The 15629-nt window shown below is 64.8% G+C and carries 13 protein-coding genes; 11 read left to right on the top strand and 2 right to left on the bottom strand.

All coding sequences use genetic code 11. The annotated features are described in order from the left end of the window. The first annotated feature begins 65 nt into the window (after positions 1-65). The 10 genes from trpC to CH262_RS14940 all read left to right on the top strand — a co-directional run bounded on the left by trpC (position 66) and on the right by CH262_RS14940 (position 14407). On the top strand, positions 66-875 hold the full coding sequence (gene trpC / locus CH262_RS14985) for an indole-3-glycerol phosphate synthase TrpC (RefSeq protein ID WP_027497280.1): 810 nt from the start codon (positions 66-68) through the stop codon (positions 873-875). Between the two features lie 120 nt (positions 876-995). Further along, positions 996-2267 (top strand): tryptophan synthase subunit beta, encoded by a 1272-nt coding sequence (gene trpB, locus CH262_RS14980; RefSeq protein WP_045841352.1) that lies wholly within the window; start codon positions 996-998, stop codon positions 2265-2267. Beyond that, positions 2264-3067 (top strand): tryptophan synthase subunit alpha, encoded by an 804-nt coding sequence (gene trpA, locus CH262_RS14975; RefSeq protein WP_094717884.1) that lies wholly within the window; start codon positions 2264-2266, stop codon positions 3065-3067. Before trpB ends, trpA begins: the two co-directional genes overlap by 4 nt. Beyond that, entirely contained in the window at positions 3064-4050 is a 987-nt protein-coding gene (gene lgt, locus CH262_RS14970; protein WP_032391035.1) for a prolipoprotein diacylglyceryl transferase, read from the top strand. The genes trpA and lgt overlap by 4 nt, the downstream gene beginning before the upstream one ends. Next, positions 4043-4936 (top strand): TM2 domain-containing protein, encoded by an 894-nt coding sequence (locus tag CH262_RS28350; RefSeq protein ID WP_094717883.1) that lies wholly within the window; start codon positions 4043-4045, stop codon positions 4934-4936. The genes lgt and CH262_RS28350 overlap by 8 nt, the downstream gene beginning before the upstream one ends. A 37-nt stretch (positions 4937-4973) precedes the next feature. Continuing rightward, positions 4974-5606, top strand: a complete 633-nt coding sequence (locus CH262_RS28150; protein ID WP_256988812.1) for a TM2 domain-containing protein — start codon at positions 4974-4976, stop codon at positions 5604-5606. Positions 5607-5869: 263 nt separating this feature from the next. Then, positions 5870-10438 carry a glutamate synthase large subunit gene (gene gltB, locus CH262_RS14955; protein WP_373453785.1) on the top strand — a complete coding sequence of 1523 codons (4569 nt, stop codon included), beginning with the start codon at positions 5870-5872 and terminating at the stop codon, positions 10436-10438. Next, the gene (locus CH262_RS14950) at positions 10431-11936 is read left to right on the top strand and encodes a glutamate synthase subunit beta (RefSeq protein WP_094717882.1); all 1506 of its coding nucleotides are present in this window, start codon (positions 10431-10433) and stop codon (positions 11934-11936) included. Before gltB ends, CH262_RS14950 begins: the two co-directional genes overlap by 8 nt. 122 nt (positions 11937-12058) lie before the next feature. Beyond that, the gene (gene pyk, locus CH262_RS14945) at positions 12059-13477 is read left to right on the top strand and encodes a pyruvate kinase (protein WP_027497274.1); all 1419 of its coding nucleotides are present in this window, start codon (positions 12059-12061) and stop codon (positions 13475-13477) included. Then, complete coding sequence (locus tag CH262_RS14940) at positions 13478-14407, top strand: acyl-CoA thioesterase (protein ID WP_032370334.1); 930 nt, start codon at positions 13478-13480, stop codon at positions 14405-14407. Here CH262_RS14940 and CH262_RS14935 read toward each other — a convergent pair. Then, positions 14373-14894, bottom strand: a complete 522-nt coding sequence (locus CH262_RS14935) for a DNA-deoxyinosine glycosylase (RefSeq protein WP_032368067.1) — start codon at positions 14892-14894, stop codon at positions 14373-14375. The two genes, CH262_RS14940 and CH262_RS14935, sit on opposite strands and share 35 nt — an antisense overlap. 56 nt (positions 14895-14950) lie before the next feature. On the opposite strand from CH262_RS14935, the gene CH262_RS14930 reads away from it, so the two are divergent. After that, positions 14951-15154 (top strand): hypothetical protein, encoded by a 204-nt coding sequence (locus CH262_RS14930; RefSeq protein WP_027497271.1) that lies wholly within the window; start codon positions 14951-14953, stop codon positions 15152-15154. On the opposite strand, the gene CH262_RS14925 is transcribed toward CH262_RS14930, so the two are convergent. Then, positions 15130-15621 carry an anthrone oxygenase family protein gene (locus CH262_RS14925; protein WP_032400008.1) on the bottom strand — a complete coding sequence of 164 codons (492 nt, stop codon included), beginning with the start codon at positions 15619-15621 and terminating at the stop codon, positions 15130-15132. The two genes, CH262_RS14930 and CH262_RS14925, sit on opposite strands and share 25 nt — an antisense overlap. Between the last annotated feature and the right edge of the window lie 8 nt (positions 15622-15629).

The following is a 15629-nucleotide window of genomic DNA, read 5'->3' as shown; positions in this document are numbered from 1 at the left end:
CTAGGTTCCGACCTCGATGAGATTCCTCACATCGAATGTCGACGCTCAGAAAGGACTGGGGCACCATGACTGTTCTCGACTCGATTCTCGACGGTGTACGAGCCGACGTCGCCGCGCGCGAATCGGTGATCGATTTCGCTGCGGTGAAGGCAGCAGCGAAGCTGGCCCCGGCACCTCTCGACGCGGCGGCTGCCCTCCGCGAGGACGGCATCGGCGTCATTGCCGAGGTCAAGCGTGCGAGCCCGTCCAAGGGCGCGTTGGCCGACATCGGTGATCCTGCGGTGCTCGCGCGTGCCTACGAGCAGGGTGGCGCTCGCGTCATCAGCGTGTTGACCGAAGAGCGTCGATTCCGGGGATCGCTCGCCGATCTCGACGCGGTGCGAGCCGCAGTCTCGATTCCTGTGCTGCGCAAGGATTTCATCGTCGGTCCGTACCAGATCCACGAGGCCCGAGCACACGGCGCGGACGTCATCCTGCTGATCGTCGCAGCCCTGGAGCAGGACGCACTCACGTCTCTTCTCGATCGCACGGAGTCACTCGGCATGACGGCACTCGTCGAGGTCCACACCGAGGCCGAGGCCGATCGCGCACTCGAGGCGGGTGCCAGCGTCATCGGTATCAACGCCCGCAACCTCAAGACCCTCGAGATCGATCGCGACAGTTTCGGCCGTATCGCGCCCGGTCTGCCCAGTGAGATCATTCGCGTTGCCGAGTCGGGAGTGCGGGGCACCGCCGACCTTCTCGCGTACGCCGGAGCCGGCGCCGACGCAGTGTTGGTCGGAGAAGGTCTGGTCACCGCGGGCGATCCGCGCACTGCGGTCTCGGACCTGGTGACGGCGGGCACGCACCCGTCGTGCCCGAAACCCGCACGCTGAACCGGCACCCCACCCGAACGCGGCGACGGTCCGCCGTTGGGGCACACTGGAGCGGTGAGCACCAGCCAAACTTCTTCCGCCGCGGACGCCCCTCAGGTAGTCCGCTTCAAGGGCGCTGATCTGCCGCAGAGCAGCATCGGCCTCACCGATCGCAGCGCGCACGAGCCCGATGTGGGCGGTCACTTCGGCGTGTACGGGGGCAGGTTCGTGCCCGAGGCGTTGATGGGTGTGATCGAGGAAGTCACCGCCGAGTACGAGAAAGTGCGCAGCGACAACGAGTTCCTCGGTGAGCTGGATCGGCTGCAGCGCGATTACACCGGTCGCCCATCTCCGGTGTTCGAGGCGACCCGGTTGTCCGAGCATGCCGGTGGCGCTCGAATCCTGCTCAAGCGAGAAGACCTGAATCACACCGGTTCTCACAAGATCAACAACGTGCTCGGGCAAGTTCTGCTCGCGAAGCGAATGGGCAAGACTCGTGTCATCGCGGAGACCGGTGCCGGTCAGCACGGCGTCGCGACCGCCACGGCCTGTGCCCTGATGGGTCTCGACTGCGTCGTCTACATGGGTGAGGTCGACACCGAGCGCCAGGCCCTCAACGTCGCCCGGATGCGTTTGCTCGGGTCGGAAGTCGTCGCAGTGAAGTCCGGTTCGCGCACTCTCAAGGATGCGATCAACGAGGCACTGCGAGACTGGGTCACCCACGCCGACAACACTTATTACTGCTTCGGAACCGTCGCGGGGCCGCATCCGTTCCCGGTGATGGTCCGCGATTTCCAGCGCATCATCGGCCTCGAAGCGCGGCAGCAGGTCCTCGCGTCCACCGGCCGCCTGCCCGATGCCATCGCGGCCTGCGTCGGCGGCGGGTCCAACGCCATCGGAATCTTCCACGCGTTCATCGACGACGCCGATGTCCGTCTCGTCGGGTTCGAGGCTGCCGGCGACGGAGTCGAGACCGGTCGCCACGCGGCGACCATCAGCGGCGGTACTCCCGGAGCCCTGCACGGTGCCTACTCGTACCTGCTGCAGAACGAGGACGGTCAGACCGTCGAATCCCATTCCATCTCAGCAGGATTGGACTATCCCGGGGTCGGACCCGAGCATTCGTACCTGCACGACATCGGGCGCGCCGAGTACCGCGGCGTGACGGACACCGAGGCGATGAACGCCTTCAAGCTGCTGTGCCGCACCGAGGGCATCATCCCGGCCATCGAATCGTCGCACGCCATCGCAGGCGCACTCACCCTCGGCAAGGAACTGGGTGAAGGTGCCATCATCCTGGTCAACCTGTCCGGTCGCGGCGACAAGGACGTCGACACCGCAGCCGAGTGGTTCGGTCTGATCGACGGAGACGGCGAAGCGAACGTGGACGACGAAGCAGGTATCAAGCCATGAGCAACAACGACTCTCGCCTCTCCGGGACGTTCGCCAAGTGCCGTGCCGAAGGGCGCGCTGCACTCGTCGGATACCTGCCCGCCGGCTTTCCGACCGTCCCCCGGTCGATCGAGGTCTTCAAGACCATGGTCGATGCCGGGTGCGACATCGTCGAGGTTGGCATCCCGTACTCCGATCCAGTGATGGACGGCCCCACGATCCAAGCTGCTGCAGACGTGGCGCTGCGGGCCGGAGCCCGGGTCAAGGACGTCTTCGCCGTCACCGAGCAGGTCGCAGCCGCGGGTGGCAAAGCGGTCGTCATGACCTACTGGAATCTGGTGCTCAAATACGGCATCGAGAATTTCGCCCGGAGCCTCGCCGATGCGGGTGGACTCGGAATCATCACTCCCGACCTGATCCCCGACGAGGCTCAGGAATGGATCGAGGTCTCGGATCGGTACGGACTCGACCGAATCTTCCTCGTCGCACCGTCGACGACGGAGGAGCGACTCGTCAGCACCGTCGAAGCCAGCAGCGGCTTCGTCTACGCCGCCTCGACGATGGGCGTGACCGGTGCCCGCGACGCGGTGTCCTCGATGGCACCGGCGTTGGCGGCGCGTATCCGCGAGCATTCCGACATTCCGATCGGCGTCGGTCTCGGCGTTCGGTCGGGCGCACAGGCTGCCGAGATCGCGAAGTATGCCGACGCGGTCATCGTCGGCTCGGCTTTGGTGACCGCTGTCGACAACGGTCTCGACGCGGTTCGTGACCTGACGACCGAACTCGCCGAGGGTGTCCGCTCCGCTAACGTAGCGTCGTGACTTCGACCGCCTTCCTGGCCTACATTCCCAGTCCCGCGCAGGGGGTCTGGCACGTCGGACCGCTCGCGCTCCGTGCCTACGCCCTGTTCATCATCATCGGCATCGTGGTGGCCGTGGTGTGGGGAGATCGCCGGTGGGTCGCTCGCGGCGGAACCAAGGGCACGGTCCTCGACGTCGCCGTGTGGGCCGTACCTTTCGGGCTTCTCGGTGGCCGGCTGTACCACGTGGCCACCGACTGGAAGACGTACTTCGGTGCCGGCGGTCGGCCGATCGAGGCGCTCTACGTGTGGAACGGCGGCCTCGGAATCTGGGGCGCGGTGTTCCTCGGCGGAGTCGGCGCGTGGATCGCGTGTCGTCGACGCGGCATCCCACTCCCGGCATTCGGTGACGCGGTAGGCCCGCCGATCCTGCTGGCCCAGGCAATCGGCCGCATCGGCAACTACTTCAACCAGGAGCTCTACGGTCGCGAAACCACGCAACCGTGGGGTCTCGAGATCTACGAGCGACTCGATGCGAACGGCCGGCTCGATCCTCTGAACGGCGTCTCCACCGGAATGGTCGAGAAGGTCGTCCACCCGACGTTCCTCTACGAACTGTTGTGGAGCGTCCTCGTCGTCGTCCTCCTGGTACTCGTCGATCGGAAGTACACGATCGGCCACGGTCGATTGTTCGCGCTCTACGTGGCCGGATACTGTGTCGGTCGCTTCTGGGTGGAACTCATGCGAGACGACTTCGCGACGAAGATCGCCGGCATTCGCGTGAACACTTTCACTTCGGCAATCATCTTCGTGCTCGCGGTCGCCTATTTCGTTCTCGCCACCAAGGGTCGCGAAGACCCGGCGGCATTGAAGTCGAACGACGACGACGGTCGTGACAGCGAAGACAAGACGGGTGGCGAGTCCGCCGACGGCGATCCGCAGGAAGGCACGGGCGAGACATCGTCCGAGAAGAAAGCCGAGGAAGAAGGCAGTACCCGTGGTTGATTTCGAGAAGAGGGCACACCCCGACCCTGCTGATTCGGGCGGCGGCACCGACAAGTCGGCCGGCTCTTTCGGTACACCGTTCGACTACGACGCAACGGCCGAGGCGTCGCTCTCCGAGCCGCCCGCGACATCCGAGTCCGCACCCTCGCACGGTCCCGCCGGTTCTACCGGACCGGGCTGGGACACCTATTCGGGTATCGGCAACGGGCCCGGCTGGTCCAGTACTCCCAGCTATCCGGCCCCCAGCCCGGACGGAAGTATCGACAATTCGATCGGTGGCCTTCCGCCGTCCGCCGGTTACCCGACACCGGGATCCGAGTACCAGGGATACGGTCAGCCGGGATACGGCCAACAGTCGCCCTACGGTCCACCACAGGGGTACGGCCAGACCGGGGGATACGGCCAACAGGGGTATGGCCAACAGGGGTATGGCCAGCAGGGGTACGGCCAGCACTCGGGCTACGGCCAGCAGTCGGGCTACGGCCAGCAAGGGTACGGCCAGCAGGGTTACGGCCAGCAGGGGTATGGCCAGCAGACCTATGGCCAAGCACAGGGCTTTTCGGCCGGGCCCGGTTTCGGTGTCGGACCCGACGCGCCGTACGGGCGGGATCCGGTCACCGGTGAACCGTTGTCGGACAAATCGAAGATCGTCGGTGGACTACTTCAGCTGTTCCTGGGCTGGCTCGGCGTGGGTCGTTTCTACATCGGTAGCACCGGAATCGGCGTCGCGCAGTTGCTGCTGTTCTTCTTCGGCGTGCTGCTGACCGTGGTGTTCGGTCTCGGCTTGATTCTGTTGTTCGGACTGTTCGTGTGGCATGTCGTGGACGCCGTGCTGATTCTCGTCGGCAATGTTCCCGACAGTCGCGGGCTCAAGCTGCGAGACTGATCGATCTACCCGTAGCGCGTCGTCGAGGGAGTTCGTTGTGAGTGATTCAGGTACATCGTCATCGGACGGATCGACACCGGGCGGAGCGGCGGGAGACGGCTCGGGTTCGGAGCCCACCATCTCGTTCGAGAAGAACGCGGCACCGGGTCCGGTGTACGGCGCTCCCGACCCCAGCTACGGTCCGCCGAATTGGGGCAGTGATCCGTACGGCGCGTCCGGAGGTGACGACCGTAGCTCCGGTGCACCGGACGGTCCACCGCCCGGTGCGGGTTACCCGCCGCCGCCGTTTCCGGGCGGCGGTCCCCAATACGGCGGTCCCCAATACGGCGGTCCCCAATACGGAGGTCCCCAGTACGGAGGACCCCACTACCCGGGCCCCCAGTACGCCGGTGCCCCTGGTTGGGTGGATCCGAGCGCTCCTTACGGACGGCATCCCGTCACCGGGGAACCGTTCTCGGACAAGCAGAAGCTCACTGCCGGGCTGCTGAACATTCTGCTGGGCGTTTTCGGCGCAGGACGCTTCTATTTGAATCAGCCGGGAATCGCGGTGGCGCAGATCGCGGTCACGTGGCTCACGTGCGGCATCGGCGGTATCTGGCCGCTGATCGACGGGATCATGATGCTCACCGGCAGCGTGCGCGATGAACACGGGCGCCCCCTGCGCGACTGAGCCCAGCGCCGTTCGCGATTGCATCGTTGCGATCGGCAACTGATACGATTCCGCCATCCGAGAGCGATCTCGGATTCTTTCGCGGGCCAGAGCTGTCCCGGTGAATTCCCGATAGGCATCGAATTCGATCGTTCCGGCACTCTATGTCGGTTCGGGCGACCAGCCGGCGGGGTAGCCGAGGCTCACAGTGCAGCATGTCGACACTGCGCCATCCGAAGCACCCACCGGTCTACGTGGAGGTGATCGTGGTGTTGTTTTCTCGGATGCCTGCCGAGCAAGGACTGTACGACCCGAGCGCGGAGAAGGACTCCTGCGGTGTGGCGATGATCGCCGACATCGCCGGACGCCGTTCGCACTCGATCGTGTCCGACGGTGTTCTGGCACTGGAGAACCTGGAACATCGTGGTGCTGCCGGTGCCGAGCCCAACAGTGGTGACGGCGCGGGCATTCTGATCCAGCTGCCCGTCGAACTTCTCGATTCGTTGTCGTCGTTCGAGCTACCGTCCGCCAACGCCGACGGTGAGAACACCTTCGCAGCGGGTGTCTGCTTTCTGCCGCAGGGCATCCGCGAGCGCGGGTCGGCCGTGCAGCGTGTCGAATCCATTGCAGCCGAAGAGGGTCTCGAGGTCCTGGGGTGGGTTCCGGTCGAGGTCGATCCCGATCGTGCCGATGTCGGACTGACCGCGCTCGGATGCATGCCGTACATGAGCTATCTCTTCGTCGCGGCCCCCGAGGTCGACGGTTCACGTCCGGCCGGTCTCGAACTCGACCGATTGGTGTACGGGCTGCGTAAGCGGTCGGAGCGCGTCACCCCGGAGATCGAGGCAGAAGGCTCGGGCCTGTTCTTCCCTTCACTGTCCGCACGCACCATCGTCTACAAGGGCATGCTCACCACCATGCAGCTGCCCCTGTTCTTCCCGGAGCTGCGTAACCCGTTGTGTACGAGTGCAATTGCCATCGTGCACAGTCGTTTTTCCACCAATACCTTCCCGTCGTGGCCGTTGGCGCACCCGCACCGCTACGTAGCGCACAACGGAGAGATCAACACGGTCAAGGGCAACAGGAACCGGATGCGAGCTCGGGAAGCGATGCTGTCCAGCGATCTCATCCCCGGCGATCTGGAGCGGCTTTTCCCCATCTGTAATCCCGATGCATCCGATTCGGTGTCGCTCGACGAGGTCCTCGAATTGCTGCACCTGGGCGGCCGGAGCGTTCCCCACGTCGTGATGATGATGGTGCCGGAGCCGTGGGAGAACCATCGCACGATGGATCCGCGGGTACGGGCGTTCTATCAGTTCCACTCGTCGATGATGGAAGCGTGGGACGGTCCCGCCTGCGTCACGTTCACAGACGGTAGCTACGTCGGAGCCGTCCTCGATCGCAACGGTCTGCGACCCGGTCGGTGGTGGCAGACGGCCGACGGTCGGGTGATCCTCGCGAGCGAGGCGGGTGTGCTGGACGTGCCGCAATCTCAGGTCGTCGCCAAGGGTCGCCTCGAACCGGGCAAGATGTTTCTGGTCGACACCGTCGCCGGGCGTCTCGTTCCCGACGAGGAGATCAAACTGCAACTGGCGCAGGAACATCCGTACCAGGGGTGGCTGCACGCCGGCTTGCTGGAGATCAAGAGCCTGCCCGAGCGCGCCCACATTCAGTACAACCACGAGTCCGTGATCCGCAGACAGATCGCGTTCGGCTACACCGAGGAAGACCTCCGCGTCGTGCTCACCCCGATGGCCGCCTCCGGGGGCGAGCCACTGGGGTCGATGGGGACCGATACCCCGTCCGCGGTGATGTCCCAGCGATCTCGTCAGCTGTACGACTACTTCATCGAGCTGTTCGCGCAGGTCACGAACCCGCCACTCGACTCCATCCGAGAAGAGATAGTGACCTCGTTGTCGCGCGTGATGGGGCCGGAGCAGAATCTGCTCGAGCCCACTGCCGCGTCGTGCAGACAGATCGTGTTGCCGTGGCCGGTGCTGGACAACGACGAACTCAACAAGATCATTCACATCGACGACGACGGTGATCATCCCGGTCTGTCGGCCATCGTGCTCCGCGCACTGTACGAGGTCGAGCGTGGTGGGGAAGGTCTGGCCGAGGCCATCGAGGAGCTGCGCTCGCGGGCATCGGAAGCCATCGCTGCCGGCTACCGCACGCTGATCATCTCCGATCGTGATTCGGACCACACTCGGGCACCGATTCCGTCCCTGCTGGCCACCTCTGCTGTGCATCACCATTTGGTGCGCACCAAGGAACGCACCAAGGTCGCCCTCGTCGTCGAGTCCGGCGATGCACGAGAAGTGCACCACCTGGCCCTGCTGATCGGATTCGGCGCGGCGGCCGTCAACCCGTACCTGGCCATGGAGTCGATCGAGGACCTGGTCGGCGAAGGCGAGCTCACCGGGGTCGAGCCCACTGTCGCGGTGCGCAACTACCTGTACGGGCTCGGCAAGGGCGTGCTCAAGGTCATGTCCAAGATGGGCATCTCGACCGTCGGGTCCTACACCGGCGCACAGGTTTTCGAGGCGGTCGGTCTCGATCGCGAGGTCGTGCGCGAGTACTTCAAGGGCACCGTCAGCAAGCTCGGCGGAGTCGGTCTCGACGTCCTCGCCGAAGAGGTCAAACTCCGTCACCGGAAGGCATACCCGGAGAATCCCACCGACCGTGTTCACCGCCGCCTCGAGATCGGCGGCGAGTACCAGTTCCGGCGTGAGGGCGAACTCCACTTGTTCACTCCCGAGACGGTGTTCCTGTTGCAGCACGCAACACGCACCGGTCGCTACGACGTGTTCCAGAAATACAGCGACGAAGTGAACCGGCTCGCCCGCGAAGGGGGTGCACTCCGGGGCCTGTTCGAGTTCAAAGACCATGTGCGGACGCCTGTTCCACTCGACGAGGTGGAGTCGGTGGAGTCCATCGTCACCCGGTTCAACACCGGAGCGATGAGCTACGGATCCATCTCTGCCGAGGCGCACGAGACCATGGCCGTTGCGATGAACAATCTGGGTGGGCGCTCCAACTCCGGTGAGGGCGGAGAGGACGTCGATCGCCTCTACGATCCGAGCCGGCGCAGTGCGGTCAAGCAGGTCGCGAGTGGACGGTTCGGGGTGACCAGCGATTATCTGGTCAACGCCACCGACATTCAGATCAAGATGGCGCAGGGTGCCAAACCCGGTGAGGGCGGGCAGCTGCCCGGTTACAAGGTGTACCCGTGGGTGGCCAAGACTCGGCACTCGACGCCCGGGGTCGGCCTGATCTCCCCGCCTCCGCACCACGACATCTATTCCATCGAGGATCTCGCGCAGTTGATCCACGATCTCAAGAACGCCAACGAGAACGCGCGCGTCCACGTCAAACTCGTCAGCTCGGTAGGAGTGGGCACGGTGGCGACGGGAGTAAGCAAGGCGCACGCCGACGTCGTACTGATCTCGGGATACGACGGTGGCACGGGCGCGGCTCCGTTGACGTCTCTCAAGCATGCCGGTGCGCCCTGGGAAATCGGGCTGGCCGACGCCCAACAGACGTTGGTGCTCAACGGACTTCGCGATCGCATCACCGTCCAGTGCGACGGCGGAATGCGCACCGGCCGTGATGTGATCATCGCGGCGCTGCTCGGTGCCGAGGAATTCGGGTTCTCGACGGCACCTCTGATCGTCGCGGGATGCATCATGATGCGGGTCTGCCATCTCGACACCTGCCCAGTGGGTGTCGCGACTCAGAACCCCGAACTGCGCAAGCGGTTCACCGGCAAGCCCGAGTTCCTCGAGGACTTCTTCAGGTTCGTCGCCGAGGATGTGCGAAAGTACCTCGCGCAGCTCGGGTTCCGCAGCATCGACGAGGCCGTCGGCCACGCAGACGTGCTAGAGACCGCGGCCGGCGTCGCACATTGGAAGAGCAAGGGACTCGACCTCACACCCATCTTCGCGATGCCGGTGGATCGACACGGCGCGCCCATGACGCAGCGTCGACGCCTACGCGATCAGGACCACGGCCTCGATTTCGCGCTGGATCGCACGCTGATCCAGCTGGCCGAGGGGGCATTGGAGGACGCACATCCGGTCACGCTGGAGCTGCCCGTGCGCAACGTCAACCGCACGGTCGGAACACTTCTGGGGTCCGAGGTCACGCGACGCTACGGCGCGGCCGGGCTACCCGACGACACGATTCGCGTGTCGTTCACCGGCTCTGCCGGGCAATCGCTCGGTGCATTCCTGCCGCCCGGAATCACGATCGATCTCGTCGGCGACGCGAACGACTACGTGGGCAAGGGCCTGTCGGGAGGACGCATCGTCGTCCGACCGGCCGAGGACGCACCCTTCGTTGCCGAGGACAACGTCATTGCCGGAAACACGATTCTCTACGGAGCCACGTCGGGGGAGGTGTACCTGCGTGGTAAGGCGGGGGAGCGGTTCGCCGTGCGCAACTCCGGAGCCGTTGCGGTCAACGAGGGCGTGGGAGATCACGCCTTCGAGTACATGACGGGCGGACGGGTTGTCGTGCTCGGGCCGACCGGACGCAACATGGCGGCCGGCATGTCGGGCGGTATCGCCTTCGTTCTGGGTCTCGACCCCGCGGACGTGAACACGGCAATGGTCGAGTTGCAGGTTCCCGATCCGGACGATCTGGTGTGGCTGCGCGAGACGGTCGAGAACCACGAGCGCTGGACCGGCTCCACCGTCGCGGCATCGCTGCTCGCCGACTGGCCCCGCCGGTCCGCTCTGTTTACCAAAGTCATGCCCGTCGACTACCAGCGAGTGCTGGAGGCGACACGAATGGCGCGCGCCGAGGGGCGCGACGTCGACGCTGCGATCATGGAGGCTGCACGTGGCTGATCCACAGGGATTTCTGAAGGTCGTCAAGCGTGAGGCCGCCAAGCGTCCTATCGACGAACGGGTCAGAGACTGGAACGAGGTGTACTCGGATCAGCCCAGCAGCGAACGCGCAGCCGAGGTCTCGGAACAAGCGCGCCGCTGCATGGATTGCGGAATTCCGTTCTGCCACTCCGGAACTGCCGGCTGCCCGCTGGGCAACCTGATCCCGGAATGGAACGATCTCGTGCGCCGCGATCGGTGGGACGCGGCCAGTGATCGGCTGCACGCCACCAACAACTTTCCGGAGTTCACCGGCCGAGTGTGTCCGGCTCCGTGTGAATCCGCCTGTGTCCTGTCCATTTCCGAGGCCGCCACCGGCGGAAGTGTGACGATCAAGCGGGTCGAGCAGACCATCGCAGACCTGGCCTGGGAACAGGGCAGCGTCGTTCCGCAGCCTCCGACGATCACCACCGGTAAGCGAGTGGCCGTCGTGGGTTCGGGTCCGGCGGGACTGGCTGCGGCGCAACAGCTCACCAGGGCCGGGCACGATGTCACCGTGTACGAGCGCGACGATCGGCTCGGTGGATTGCTTCGATACGGAATCCCCGAATTCAAGTTGGAGAAGTCGGTGCTCGATCAGCGGCTGATGCAGATGCGGGCCGAGGGCACGCATTTCGTCACCGACTGCGAGGTCGGCATCGACTTCACCGTCGAGCAACTGCGCGCGAGCTTCGATGCGGTCGTGCTCGCCGTCGGCGCTCTGCGGGCTCGCGACAACACCGAGGTGATCGGCCGCGAACTCGACGGCATCCACCTGGCGATGGAGCATCTGGTGCCGTCGAACAAGGAATGCGAGGGCGACGGGCCGACGTCGATATCCGCTGCGGGCAAGCATGTGGTGATCATCGGCGGCGGAGACACCGGGGCCGATTGTCTCGGCACGGCTCACCGTCAGGGTGCCGCGTCGGTCACTCAGCTCGACTACAACCCTGCTCTTCCCGGTGCCCGTGACGACGGTCTTTCGCCATGGCCGTCGTGGCCGTTGGTGCTCCGGACGTCGCCTGCTCATGCGGAGGGTGGCGTCGTGCGTCATCAGGTCGCGGTGCAGCGATTTCTCGGCGACGAGCGCGGACATGTGCGCGCCATGGTGCTCGCCGAGGTCGAGGTGCAGCGCGACGCGGACGGGCGACGCATCGTGACGCCCATCGGTGAGGAGGTCGAATTGCCCTGTGATCTGGCATTGTTCGCCATCGGATTCGAGGGTGTCGAGCATGGACCGCTGCTCGACGACTACGGCCTGGCGCTGACGAAGCGCGGCGCGTTGTCGTGTGGTCCCGATTGGCAGACGACGGCCCCGGGTGTGTTCGTCTGTGGGGATGCCCACCGCGGTGCGTCGTTGGTCGTGTGGGCGATCGCCGAGGGGCGTTCGGCTGCCAACGGGGTCGACGCTTACCTCACCGGACACTCGGAATTGCCGTCCCCGGTACACCCCACGGCACTGCCTCTGGCGGTGGTGTGACACTCGTCTCTGTACCGGTACAGGTGCTTTCAGCAGCGGCCCGGCGAGGCTACCCGTCGGTAGTATTCGGCCGGGTTCCTCTGCGATAGAGAACGAGGCGTCCAGCGGCTACGCTCGCAACCGTGAGCCGACGTACGAAGATTGTCTGCACCCTTGGACCCGCAACCGCAACCACAGAGCGCATCCGCGAACTCGTCGAGAGTGGAATGGATGTCGCACGACTGAACTTCAGCCATGGCGATCACCCCGATCACCAGGCCAACTACGAGAGAGTTCGCGCCGCATCGGACGCCACCGGCAAAGCCGTGGGCATCCTGGCCGACCTGCAGGGACCGAAGATCCGACTCGGCCGATTCGCCGAGGGCTCTACCACCTGGGCCGCCGGTGAACTCATCCGCATCACCGTCGAGGAGTGCGAGGGCACCCACGATCGTGTGTCGACCACGTACAAGGAGCTGGCTCAGGACGCCAAGGAAGGCGACCGCCTGCTCGTCGACGACGGCAAGGTCGGCCTCGTCGTCACCGGCGTCGAAGGCAACGACGTGCTGTGTCGGGTCACGGAGGGTGGTCCGGTCAGTAACAACAAGGGCGTCTCCCTCCCGGGCATGGACGTCTCCGTTCCTGCCATGAGCGAGAAGGACATTGCCGACCTCGAGTTCGCCCTCGCGCTCGGATGCGATTTCATCGCGCTCTCGTTCGTGCGCTCTCCCGCCGATGTCGAACTCGTCCACGCAGTCATGGACCGCGTCGGCCGCCGAGTTCCGGTCATTGCCAAGCTCGAGAAGCCCGAGGCCGTCGACAATCTCGAAGCCATCGTGCTCGCGTTCGATGCGATCATGGTCGCCCGCGGTGACCTCGGCGTCGAGTTGCCACTCGAGCAGGTGCCCCTGGTGCAGAAGCGCGCCATCCAGATCGCCCGCGCCAACGCCAAGCCTGTCATCGTTGCGACCCAGATGCTCGAATCGATGATCGAGAACTCCCGTCCCACCCGCGCCGAGGCGTCCGACGTCGCCAACGCAGTGCTCGACGGTACCGACGCGGTCATGCTGTCCGGCGAGACCTCGGTCGGCAAGTACGTCATGGAGACGGTGCGGACGATGGCTCGGATCGTCGAGACCGTGGAAACCGAAGGCGACAGCGTTCCTCCTCTGACTCACGTCCCTCGCACCAAGCGCGGTGTCATTTCCTACGCCGCCCGCGATATCGGCGAGCGTCTGGACGCGAAGGCCCTCGTGGCCTTCACACAGTCGGGCGACACCGTGCGACGGTTGGCTCGCCTCCACACCAAACTGCCGTTGCTCGCATTCACCTCGATCTCCGAGGTCCGCAGTCAGCTGTCCCTGAGCTGGGGCACCGAGACGTTCCTGGTTCCCGATGTGGGCTCGACGGACGCGATGGTCAAAGAGGTCGACAAGGCGTTGCTCGAACTCGGTCGTTACAACCGAGGCGATCAGGTCGTGATCGTCGCCGGTGCCCCTCCCGGCACAGTAGGCTCGACCAACTTGATCCATGTGCACCGAATCGGAGAAGAGGACCGGTAAGTGGTCGAAGCGGGGGGAACCGGCGTCAGCGAGAGCGCGCCGAGCAGTACAGCAGTACGCGGAACCGATCTCGAAACCCTTCTCGGTCTCCTCGCCCTCGAGGAGACCGAGGAGGATGTGTTCATCGGACAGCATCCGGAGCAGGTGGGGAGCCGGACGTTCGGTGGGCAGCTCGTCGCTCAGGCGCTCATCGCCGCCGGCCGGACCGTATCCGGAACGTCCCGGGACGTTCATGCGATCAATGCGCACTTCATCCGCGGTGGTGACGTCAAGAAGCCCATCGAATACCGGGTGAGTCGTCAGCGCGACGGCCGGGCGTTCGCCAACCGGCAGGTCACTGCGCTGCAGGACGGTAACGAGCTGTTCGTCATGCTCGCTGCTTTCCAGGATTTCGGTAAGGGCCTCGAGCACAGCGTCGAGGTGCCCGAGGTTCCGTATCCCGATGCTCTGCCGCCTCTCGGCGACCACTTCGTGGGGTTCGAGGACCGACTGCAGATGTTCGTCGATGCACTCAAACCGATCGACATGCGGTACGCGAACGATCCGGCGTGGATCATGCACGGCACCGGTGAGAAGCTCAACCACAATCGAGTGTGGATGAAAGCGGACGGCGATCTGCCGGACGAGTCGATCTTTCACGCCGCGACCATGGGCTACGCGTCGGACACCACGGTGCTCGATTCGATCATCACCACCCATGGACTGTCCTGGGGACTCGACCGCATCGTGGCGGCGACGGTCAACCACTCCATCTGGTTTCACCGACCGTTCCGATTCGACGAGTGGGCTCTGTATGCGACCGAATCGCCGGTCGCGGCCGGATCGCGGGGACTCGCCACCGGCCGATTCTTCTCGATGGACGGTCAGTTGCTCGCAACCGTCGTGCAGGAGGGCCTCATTCGCCACTTCCCGAAACGCGTTCGCGCCTGAGTGCTGCCGACCACAGTCGAGTCTTGGCTTCGAGGGTGAGTGAGGCGTGCGCTGGACTGGTGGACGGCAGACGGATGCACTCGACGTCCTGCTGCACCGCGTTCGCGACGTATCTGCGATAGCTGTCGGCAGCTTTTGCTCCGTTGAACAGCACGGTGTCGATGCCGGGATGACCTGCGATGAGGTTCGCGACATCGTTTGCCACGATGGATGATTCGACTATGGCCGAGTCCAGGCTTCCGGTCCTAGTACACAGCTTCAGTACGTCCCACACAGCAATCCCGCTGCGCGCCAGTCGCTCTGTTCGCGCCTCGTACGGAAGTTCGGGACCGGCACCGAACAGCGCGCCCATGATCGGCCAGAACGCATTTCGGGGATGAGCGTAATACTGCTGAGCAGCAAGCGATGCGACACCGGGCATCGAACCGAGTATCAGCGTGTGAGCGTGCTCGTCGACTATCGGTTCGAAGCTGTGCACGACGTTCATGTCGCGATTACAGCAAACAGCGCGCGCAGGCACTCGGGTGGGACCACAATGGAGAGATGTTGGATCCACGCGTACTCGACAACAACGAACTCGAAGCCGAACTCGCCGCCTTGCGCAGAGGACGCGACGCCGCGATGGACGAAGGCGCGCGAGATGTGTCCACTGCCGATACCGATCATCTCATCGCCCGCTTCGAGGACGAGATTCGCAGGCGTCACCAGGACGGTGAGTCCGATCAGCCCAGCGCGGATCTGCCCTGACCGAGGATCAGCACGGCGCACGCCGCCGTCGACGAGATGATCCGGACGGTGTTCCACCGCGTCCAGTTCGACGTGAACGACTGCCACATGTCGGCTCCCGACGGACTCGCCGGATCCACCGCTGCCAATGCATCGTTGAGTGGGACGTTGAACGCCACCGTGACCACGAAGCAGCCCACCACGTAGAGCGCTGCTCCCGCGCCGACCCAGGTCGATCGCCCACCCTCCGTGGTGATCGCGAGAACGGTTGCGAGAGAACAGGTCAACGCCGTACCGACGAACAGCGTCAGAAACAGTGGGTTGAGGATCGCGGCGTTCGATCTCTGCATCGCGGCGATCGCGTCGGGCACCGGTAACGACGCCAGGCCAGGAAGAACACTGACCGAGAACGCGAGCATGACGCCCGCGACGAGGCCGCATCCGACTGCTGCGACCAGGGTGGCGATCGAGGAGATCTTGTCGATCATCGGTTTTC

The organism is Rhodococcus sp. 05-2255-1e, assembly GCF_002259025.1.
Classification (GTDB): domain Bacteria; phylum Actinomycetota; class Actinomycetes; order Mycobacteriales; family Mycobacteriaceae; genus Rhodococcoides; species Rhodococcoides fascians.
This window is presented reverse-complemented; position numbering and strand designations above follow the sequence as displayed.

Excerpts from the sequence above, each read along its gene's own strand:
- trpC (WP_027497280.1), top strand. The coding sequence starts at position 66 with ATGACTGTTCTCGACTCGATTCTCGACGGTGTACGAGCCGACGTCGCC.
- trpA (WP_094717884.1), top strand. The coding sequence starts at position 2,264 with ATGAGCAACAACGACTCTCGCCTCTCCGGGACGTTCGCCAAGTGCCGT.
- CH262_RS14930 (WP_027497271.1), top strand. The coding sequence starts at position 14,951 with ATGTTGGATCCACGCGTACTCGACAACAACGAACTCGAAGCCGAACTC.
- CH262_RS14925 (WP_032400008.1), bottom strand. The coding sequence starts at position 15,621 with ATGATCGACAAGATCTCCTCGATCGCCACCCTGGTCGCAGCAGTCGGA.
- CH262_RS14935 (WP_032368067.1), bottom strand. The coding sequence starts at position 14,894 with ATGAACGTCGTGCACAGCTTCGAACCGATAGTCGACGAGCACGCTCAC.
- gltB (WP_373453785.1), top strand. The coding sequence starts at position 5,870 with ATGCCTGCCGAGCAAGGACTGTACGACCCGAGCGCGGAGAAGGACTCC.